Below are 8,659 nucleotides of genomic sequence, written 5' to 3'. Positions count from 1 at the left end.
TGTTTGGGGTGGGGCTTGTTCTGGTAGGTGGCTTCGTATAGTTGGCTGATCTCGGCCTGGCTCAGGCTGGTCATGGTGGGGCTGGTGGTTTCATGGTGCAGGTGGTGGACTTTCAGGTCTTGCTGCCGTACCTGCCGGAGGTATGCTGTAAATTTCCCGATGGCTTGCTGGTGTTTGTTGAGGTGGGCACCGCTCAGGCCACCGCCTCTGCGTTGGTTGCTCCGGGTTTTGAGGTTTTCGTAGTGGGCTTCCAGGTGGGCAGGTGCCAGTGAACGGATGTTTTGCACGCCCTGGCTTTCCAGGTAGTGTAGCAGCTCTCTGATGTGGATGGGCAGGTTGTAAACTGTTGTTGGGGCATAGCCGAGGATATCGAGCCATTCTTTAAAGCTTTCTTCCAGGTAGCGGTAGGCGGGGTTTTGCAGGGTTAGTTTTTTCATTTGGTTGGTCTTTTTTTCCTGTGCCCATTCCGATGTTTAAAAGGTCTGGCCGACCCTCCGGTGTTATGCTTGTTATACTGTTATACTTGGTGTTAACTTGCTGTTTTTATGATGGTTATGTGATTTCGGCCGGGGTGTTATACTGTTGTTATACTTGTGTTATACTTCCCTCCGGCCTTTGTTTTTGTGCTTTTCAGCTTTTTCAGCAGCTCGTCGAGGATGTTGACACCGGCCTGCAGGCGGGTGTAGTCTTCCCAATCGGTGATTTCGTATTCGTAGCCTTGTTTGCGGTTGCCGCCGGTTTTTTGTAGGTAGCCGTATTGTTCAAGGGTACGGATGTAGCGGTTTATTTTCATGGGGTAGGTCCTGAAGTGGGTGCGCAGGGTTTTGCTGTAGAAGCTTTCCTGGTTTTGGCTCCGTAGCCAGTTTTTTAGCTGTTCAAAGAAGTGGCGAAGGGCTTGGGGCAGCTCGTCGCTTTTGGTCAGGAGTATATCTTTGAGCAGTTTGTTGGCTATGGCTATGTCTTCCAGGGTGGTGTTGATGTACACTTCGCCGGTTTCGGGGTCGGCTTGTTCGGGGCGCTGGTACTGGTGGTACCAGGTCACGGTTTCGATGAACTGCAGGTAGTGTTCGTGGGTACGAAGGGGTTTGAAGCATTGGCCCGGAATGCGCAGGTGTTCGGCATAGGGGTTCACTATTTTTATGGGGGCTAGTACTTGTTGGATGTTTTGCAGCAGTTGGGTGGCTTTGTGTTCGGCTATGGTGTCGATCTTCCCGGCTGATTGTTTGCGCTGGTAGTCCATTATGGATTCTTGTTGCCGGTGGGTGGTGTCCAGGTGGAGCAGCAGGCAGCGGTTGGCGTTGTCTTCGTAGAGGCTTTCGTGGGTGGTGGTGCCGCTCAGGCTGATAGGGCCGTATACTTCGAGTTTGCGGGTTTTTATGTTGCCCTGGCTGTCTTTGATGGGCACTACTTTGCTGATCCATTGTTTGGTCTGTAGTTCTCTTAAGGGGTAGAGCAGGCTTTGGGCGCCGTCCATGTCTTCGACCAGTACTACTTTGTGGCAGAGGTCGTAGGGTTCGAGGTAGTAGAAGGCGTTTTCGCTGCTGGCGGTAAAGGTAAATTTTTCGCTCTCGGGGATAAAGCGGGCTACTTTTTCCTGCAGGTAGGTTTTGCCGGTGCCGCTGGCGCCAAGGCAGATCACATGCAGGGGTTTGGGGCGTTTACGGCTGCCATAGACCAGCCAGAGGATCTGGCGGTTGGTGTCTTCGCCGGTGATACCGCTTTGCCCTAAAAGGGTGTTGGTGCGTTCCATCAGGTCGGGGTGTTGTAAAAAGTTGAGGGCTTGTTGCCTGGCTTCGGGGCTTGGTTCGGGGGTGCGGGGTTTTTCTTCCTGGCGGGCGTTGGCTTCCAGCCGGTAGTTTTCCAGGTGGTCTAAGAGCTGGTAGAGGCTGGTGGTGATTTTGCTGGTGCCCAGCTCCAGGTGGGTGGCGGCTTTGCGGGTAAGTTTCTGCAGTTGGTCGTCGTTGTAAAGGTCTAGGGTGTGCCGCAGGGCGGGGCGGTGGGGTTGTGTGGCTGAGGCCAGTTTTAGGGTGCAGCGCATTCTATCGAGGCCTTCCAGGCGGATGCCGCCCAATACGGTGATCTCGAGACTGCCATCCCGGTAGTGCAGTTGTTCTTTGTTGATGATGGTAAAGGTTACCCCGGACCCCAGTTCTTCGGGGTGCCGGGGTGTTCCGGATGCCCCGGTTGGACCGGGGCAAACATCGGAATGGGCATCTTGAGTGTCTTTTGACTTTGGGGCTTTTACGCCCAGCAGGGCTTTGGCTTTTTGGATGGCTTCGTGCCTGTCTGCCGAAGTGTTAACGGTGGCTGATTTGGTTTCCATGTACATAATGAAGTCGATCACGTCGCCATTGCCGGCGCTGCAGTCTTTATGGAAGCATTGGTAGCGGTTGGTGTCGGTATAGACTTGCAGGGTCTTTTTTCGGCTCCCGGGTTTGGTTTCATGGAAGGGGCACTGCAAGGCGCCTTTGCCGGTGGGCTGCAGGTTGTAATGTTGCAATACGGTGGTGATGCTCAGTTGGGCTTTGATCTCTTTGATTTCCATAGGGGCTTACTGGTTTGATCGGGTGGAGATTTCTTTAAAGGCGTTGCGCAGCTGGCGCACCAGGTGGTAGCGGTAGCCTAAACCTTCGCTGCTGCCCTGGCTATCACTGTAGTTCACCATTTCGTAGAGGATCTCGTCCAGCACGCTGGCGATCTCTAAGGGGTCTTCGTCCCGGAGCAGGTGGACAAGGGTTTGGAGGTGGGTGTGTTCTGCCATGAAAAAAGTTTCTCTTTTTTGTTTTCAACTCAAATATGTGCCGAATATAACAGATGTGTGCGAACTTTTCCAAAACTTATTTGGATTTTATAACATATATTTGAGTTAACATACTCCTAAAAACACCGTTTTACCTATTAAATTATTACAGATATGAGTTTTGGAAGCCGTATTGTACAGGCACGTAAGGATAAAAAAATGTCGCAGGAGGCGCTTGCTAAAGCATTAAAAGCTACTCCTACCACGGTAGGCCGGTATGAGCGTGATGAGGTAAAGCCTTCTATTGAGGTGGCGGCCAAGATTGCGGAAGTTCTTGAGGTTTCTCTTGATTACCTGATCGGAAGCTCTGACAACTATATCAAGGACAAAACCATGCTCAAAAGGATCAATGATATTCTTACCCTCAATGAAAAAGATAAAGACCACATCCTTTTTACTATTGATGCCATGCTGAGGGATGCTAAAACTAGACAGGCGTATTCTTGATCATGACCATTGACTGGAACTGGTTCTTTGCCGCCTTTGCTCAATGTGGAGCAGCTCTAATTGGTATTATTGCCGCCTTTATAATTTCAAAGCTACTAAATGAAAGCGAGAAGGCTGAAAACCTTGACCAACAACTGGCTAGATTAGTTGTTAATTATAAAGACATAAAGCTTCGAATAGCGAATAGAAGTTTTGATTGGTTTAACCGAAAAACCATTCAACGTAGCTCGAATATAAAGGGAGCCATAAAAAATGGGGACTTTGATAATCTTAATATTACAGAGACATTGGATATGCTCTATGCTTTAGAACCCCGGTTATATAAAAGTAACCTTAACTTGGCAACCCTTACAAAACGTATAACAGACATACAAACATCCGCATTTGGAGAACTTCTTCCGGTTAACATACAAAACGGTCTAAATGAAGAAATGGAACTGATCGATGCATTAAAAATAGAGGCTCTAACACACATTGATCATTTTAAACTGCTCAAAAACGAGCTACACAACACCAAGATCAAGCTTAAGCCTATCAACTACTCAATAATAGTGCTGTCAATCGGTTTCGTTTTTACTGTAATTTATCCGTTACATTTCATGCCTTTATCTCTGAATGAGTCCCCAAAGATAGTATGGTCAATGAGTGTCTTTTTTCAACACCTGTCATCTTTAAAAGGAATATTGCTAGTCTTTTTAACCGCAGTTATTGAAGGTATATTTATTTACTTCCTGATACTTACTTACAAGTTAAAACAGAAGTATTTAAATGCCAGCGAACGCATTTTAGATGATCACACCAAACTCGAGGGTTACAGCTCATATTTTGGATAAAAAAAGCCCTGCATTTCTGCAAGGCTCTTGTATTCCTTTTGAACGTGTTCCGCTATTACTAACGCACTCTAATTCATTTGTTCTTTAAACAAACGTTCAATATATAGATCATTAAGTTTTTCTCTCAACAGTTCAGAACCCTCTACTTTGTTTAGTCCATTAATCAACTTTGTAAAATACATCTTGCTACTTTCATAAGACCAGATGTCATCAGAGACTACTATATTTTCATCTTCTACAACATCCACGCTGAACCCCACTTTATATTCTTCTTCCTTTAACTCATCAAAATGCACCTTACCCTCTCTTTTTGATAAGTTTATTATTTCAGCTTTTACAATTGAATAAAGCTTCTTACTCACTACTATATTTTCAATCCATAGAGTATCACCATAATCCTCATAAGTTTCCACTTGGCTCTTTTTTATCTCGACAGTACTAATTACCAGCGCAGAAAAAGGGTAGTCATGTTCTCCTAAATATTCAAACTTAATATACTCTTTACTTTCAAAACCACTTCTGTCACTGGCTGACGTACAAGCAAAAAGCACCGCAAGCAAAACAACAATGTATTTCATATCGAAACTATTTGGGTAAACTATTTAAATGAAAATTTGATGGATTAGTTACTTGAGCTGGGTGAAATAAGGTTACATTAAATCCATTTACTTCAAAGCCCCATGTCAAAGTAAATATTCTCTCCATTTTTCCATCTCTCATACCTACTAATGAAGTTTCTGCCATCCAATTAGTATTCCTGTCAGAATATGCCCATGCATCCGGATTGTCTTGAAAAACTATATCATACCCCTTATAGTTATGAAATCTTTTGTCATAATCGGGATAGTAATAAGGCTTAGTACCTACGCCATCTACAAATGGACTTACTGGATGATCAGTGGTATTTCTATTTGTTGTTACCGTCTGCACCCATCGTAAGTTGGTATATCCAGGTGCATCAGCACCTATTTCAACAGTCATGCCAACTTGCCGCCAATTCTTCAAACTTGGATCCTTGTGTCGAGAATTAATAAGCCGCCAACTTGGATCCCCTCCATTCTGAACCCATTCCAGAGTACCCCCTTGATTAGCCAGGAAGGTCAACGCCTCAAAGTCATAAACATAAGCACCTTTGAATTTATTGCCCCCAACAGCCTTGCCTGCATACTTGTTATACACCCTAAGGGAGCCATGGCCTTTGCCTCCTAAACTGGAAAGGGAACCCATTGTACCGGATGCAAAACCTGTTTTATAACCATTCTCAAATGTTGTAATAGACCAGCCATTTTCAGGGGTAGCGTTCCATGCATCGGTAGCCATTGCTGAAACAGAACTATACCGATAACCTTTCCCAGACCCCTTATAACCATAACTACGATGGTACCTTCCAGATCCTATACTAGCCCTTCCCATACCGCCACTAAGCCAGCTCATGGAAAAGACATTGTCCGCTCCACTAAGAATACTACCACCGCCACCTGTCTTACGATCTGAGTCTAATATGATTGGCCTTTCGGTCAGCCCAGTTGGATCATTAAAAGAAACAGGATTATTAAACCCGAACCTGTACGGAGTAAGTGTCGGGGTCATGTGGGCGAGGGCATCTACACCGTTGAAGCGCCCCGTTGCCGGATCGTACTGCCTGAACGGCGTGTCGTAGGTATCCGTAAAGTCGTTGTACTCGGTGGCCGCATTGAACTTGTGGGCGTTTGGAGTCTGATCCATGCGCGTCCAGCTGGTGTTTTGCTGTAGCCCGAACGGGTAGTAGTTATTGCTCTGTACTACCTTCCCTTCCGTTAACATTACCTCAAAATCATCAAAATACACTTCGTTGTCTCCTGCACAACTTCTTTAGTGCAAAAGACTTGCAGTGTACTCTTACAAAGAACGTTTCGTGCTTTTAAGCACCTGCGAATATAGTTTTATTTTTCTCAGTTGAAAAGAATAAGCCCTGTTTAGATCATTTTGAAGGGGCTTTCCAAGGCAGATAAGTTTACCAATCACGTTTTTTTGAAGGGTAAAAGCCTGGGTAACATTTTTATCGTTTCTTGTCATTCTAAAGGCTTTTAGTCTTCAAAAGAATGTTGCAAGCCAACTGCTTGCTTCACTCTGGATCTCCCTGATCATGGCGCCGCTAAGGCCTTCTGTCCTGCGAGCCTTAAAGGCGTAACGAAGGTGGGTGCTGTAGGTACGGAAGCAACCATCCTGAGTGAAGCCGCGAGCCCGAAGGAAGCCAGCCAAGAGGGAGCGCAGCGGCTTGGCTGTGTCTGACTGAGGAGCGAAGGCGAGCAATAACACGGGCTGTGGGTTTTTATTTTTGCCTGCCTGCCGGAGGCTTATCAATCAATCAAAATAAAAATAGGAACAGCCGTGAGGAGCAGCACAACGAAGCAAGTGGAGTAAAAAGCAAATCGGCCTTGTGTGTCGGCTAAATAGTGAAGCCTTTTTTGGCGGAACGGTTTAAGGCGCGGGGATTTGCTTTTTACGGAACGCAGTCTGAGAGAGCAGCGGACGAACACCGATTTACCTTGCTGTTTTTTGGGAGTGGCTAAATGCCCGACCAAAAACATTCTTCATGCAGGCGGGTAGGTTGTGCGGTGGGGATTAGACCGGCTCCTGAGTTACACGAGACCTGATGGCTTCTTCTACAAGACTGTTTAAGGAAGTTTTTGTTTCCATTGCCAAGAGTGCGGCTTTTTGATGCAGCGTAGCCGATATTCGCACATTAAAGCTGCCTTTAAATGGCTTCTCTGGTTTTTTCCCCGTAGCCTTACAATCATTCAGGTAAGTATCAACAGCTTCTTTAAAGTCTTGCTCCAGCTGTTGCCCTGTCTCTCCCTCGTAAGAGATCAATCCTCTTATTCCTAATACTTTCCCATAGAGTAAATTATCTTCCTGACTATACTCTATACTTCCCGTATAACCTTTGTAATCCAGATATTTCATAGTCCTAATATTTCCTTTACTTGTTTCATTTGATATTTCTTCATAATTCCACTCGGATGTGGCTTATGAAGCATTATCGGTATACCCTTTTTATTTTCGAACTTCACCCGCGAGCCTGAGGTCTTTCCTTTCTTAACTTCATTAAAACCAAAGTAGCCTAAAAGCTTCACCATCTCATCATAATGAAAGTCAGAGGGCAGTTCTATAAATCTGGCAATTAACTTTTCTTTTTTAGACATAACCAAAAGTAACTGTATTTAGTTGCACAATCAAGTTGTTTTTCTTTTTTACTGCAAGGGGTGGTATTGGTTGATTTCTTCCTGCAGGCCTTCAAGGTCGTTTTGCTTGTACCTTTCCGTGCTGCTCACGTAGCGGTGGCCTGCACGGTATTGTGCTTCGCGCAGGTTGTGGTGTTTTACCCAATGGGTGATCACGGATGCTCTGAGTTGTTGGAGGTTTTTTATCTGGGGGTTGGTCTTCATTACCTGTGTCCTGATGCTCTCGGTGATCACGCTAAAGCGGCAATAGTGGATGAACAGTTTTTGGTTATCCGGACGGCCTGGTTTCAGGTGGGTTGTACGGGTGTGCTGCAGGTAGTCGTAGAGGTCGAGGATCTGCCCTGCTTCCAGTTTTAGTGTCCTGCTGTTGCTTCTCAGGGTAGAGGGTACTGTTATTTCTCCGGCTCTTAGTTGCAGGTGGTGGGTTTCCAGTTTGCCCAGTTCTTCGGGTTTAAGGCCTTGGTAGACGAGCAGGCCAAGGGCTGCTTTGTTGCTTTTCTGGTTTGGGGTTTTGTTGGGGTATTGCTGGTAGAGCTGGTCCAGTTCGTGGGGTTCCAGGATGTGGTGCAGGTGGTGGCGTTTGATGCCCTGGAGCTTGATGTCTGTTACCGGGTTGATGGTGGCGGGTTCTTGTTGTTGCAGGTATTGGTAGTAATGGCTGATGGCGGTTAGTTTGTGCCGGATGGTTTTTTGGGTGTTGTGCTGGCGGGTGCAGTGTTTTATGTAGGCTAGTATATCCCGGTGGCTGGCTTGGGTGATGGTTATTTTTTGGGCTGCCAGCCATTGATGGTAGTAGGTGTTGTGCTGCTCGTAGCTGTCGGCGGTGCTTTGGCTCTGGCCTTTACTGATCAGGTAGTGTTTAAAGGTTGTTTTCATGGGCTTCTAAATGTGTATAGATCTGGGTGCTTTCTAAACTGCTATGGCCTAAAAAAAGGCTGATGTTTTCGAGTTTCATGCCGGAGTGTAGCAGGTGGGTAGCGATGCTGTGCCGAAGGGTGTGCAGGCCTATTTCTTTGGCGCGAAGGGTGGTGCTGTCGCTTTGTTGCTGCAGGGCTTTCAGGCGCAGGATCATGCTTTGGCCTTGTAGCCGGGTGCCTCGTTTGCTTAAAAAAAGGGCGTCGGTTTGTGGGTACCGGAGCAGGGTGTTTCTATGGTCGTAGATGTATTGGGTCAGGTGGCGACGGCTGGCGGGGCTGATGGGCACGTGGCGTTCTTTGTAGTTTTTGCCTTTGCGTACATGGAGCAGGTTTTTGTCTAGGTTGATGTCGCTGAGGTTGAGGGCTACGCCTTCGCTCCTGCGCAGGCCGCAGCCGTAGTAGACTGATAGCATGGCCCTGTCACGGGATTGCATGGCT

Annotated in this window: 11 protein-coding genes; 2 read left to right on the top strand and 9 right to left on the bottom strand. The window is 46.6% G+C overall.

Going from position 1 to position 8,659, the window contains the following annotated elements:
• The 3 genes from JMN32_RS15060 to JMN32_RS15050 all read right to left on the bottom strand — a co-directional run.
• Window positions 1–437 (bottom strand): hypothetical protein (locus JMN32_RS15060; protein WP_202857178.1); only part of this gene is annotated, 437 nt, incomplete at its 3' end.
• A gap of 137 nt (window positions 438–574) precedes the next feature.
• Window positions 575–2,545 carry a CHC2 zinc finger domain-containing protein gene (locus JMN32_RS15055; protein WP_202857177.1) on the bottom strand — a complete coding sequence of 657 codons (1,971 nt, stop codon included), beginning with the start codon at window positions 2,543–2,545 and terminating at the stop codon, window positions 575–577.
• Between the two features lie 6 nt (window positions 2,546–2,551).
• Complete coding sequence (locus tag JMN32_RS15050; RefSeq protein WP_202857176.1) at window positions 2,552–2,761, bottom strand: hypothetical protein; 210 nt, start codon at window positions 2,759–2,761, stop codon at window positions 2,552–2,554.
• A gap of 153 nt (window positions 2,762–2,914) precedes the next feature.
• Between JMN32_RS15050 and JMN32_RS15045 the strand changes: the two genes are divergently transcribed.
• Entirely contained in the window at window positions 2,915–3,247 is a 333-nt protein-coding gene (locus JMN32_RS15045; RefSeq protein WP_202857175.1) for a helix-turn-helix domain-containing protein, read from the top strand.
• The gene (locus JMN32_RS15040) at window positions 3,244–4,080 is read left to right on the top strand and encodes a hypothetical protein (RefSeq protein WP_202857174.1); all 837 of its coding nucleotides are present in this window, start codon (window positions 3,244–3,246) and stop codon (window positions 4,078–4,080) included. The genes JMN32_RS15045 and JMN32_RS15040 overlap by 4 nt, the downstream gene beginning before the upstream one ends.
• A 68-nt stretch (window positions 4,081–4,148) precedes the next feature.
• Here JMN32_RS15040 and JMN32_RS15035 read toward each other — a convergent pair whose 3' ends face one another.
• The 6 genes from JMN32_RS15035 to JMN32_RS15010 form a co-directional block, all read right to left on the bottom strand.
• Window positions 4,149–4,658, bottom strand: coding sequence for a hypothetical protein (locus tag JMN32_RS15035; protein WP_202857173.1), 510 nt, complete (start codon window positions 4,656–4,658; stop codon window positions 4,149–4,151).
• Between the two features lie 7 nt (window positions 4,659–4,665).
• A complete protein-coding gene (locus JMN32_RS15030) occupies window positions 4,666–5,883 on the bottom strand; it encodes an RHS repeat-associated core domain-containing protein (RefSeq protein ID WP_202857172.1) in 1,218 nt (405 codons plus the stop codon).
• An 801-nt stretch (window positions 5,884–6,684) separates the two neighbouring features.
• On the bottom strand, window positions 6,685–7,026 hold the full coding sequence (locus JMN32_RS15025; RefSeq protein WP_202857171.1) for a type II toxin-antitoxin system HicB family antitoxin: 342 nt from the start codon (window positions 7,024–7,026) through the stop codon (window positions 6,685–6,687).
• Window positions 7,023–7,265: a type II toxin-antitoxin system HicA family toxin gene (locus tag JMN32_RS15020; RefSeq protein WP_202857170.1), complete on the bottom strand. Its 243-nt coding sequence runs from the start codon at window positions 7,263–7,265 to the stop codon at window positions 7,023–7,025. The genes JMN32_RS15025 and JMN32_RS15020 overlap by 4 nt, the downstream gene beginning before the upstream one ends.
• Before the next feature lie 48 nt (window positions 7,266–7,313).
• Complete coding sequence (locus JMN32_RS15015) at window positions 7,314–8,180, bottom strand: tyrosine-type recombinase/integrase (RefSeq protein ID WP_202857169.1); 867 nt, start codon at window positions 8,178–8,180, stop codon at window positions 7,314–7,316.
• The coding region (locus JMN32_RS15010) for a tyrosine-type recombinase/integrase (RefSeq protein ID WP_238354493.1) at window positions 8,164–8,659 on the bottom strand (496 nt) is incomplete at its 5' end. The genes JMN32_RS15015 and JMN32_RS15010, both read right to left, overlap by 17 nt.

This window comes from Fulvivirga marina (assembly GCF_016775155.1).
Lineage (GTDB): Bacteria > Bacteroidota > Bacteroidia > Cytophagales > Cyclobacteriaceae > Fulvivirga > Fulvivirga marina.
This window is presented reverse-complemented; position numbering and strand designations above follow the sequence as displayed.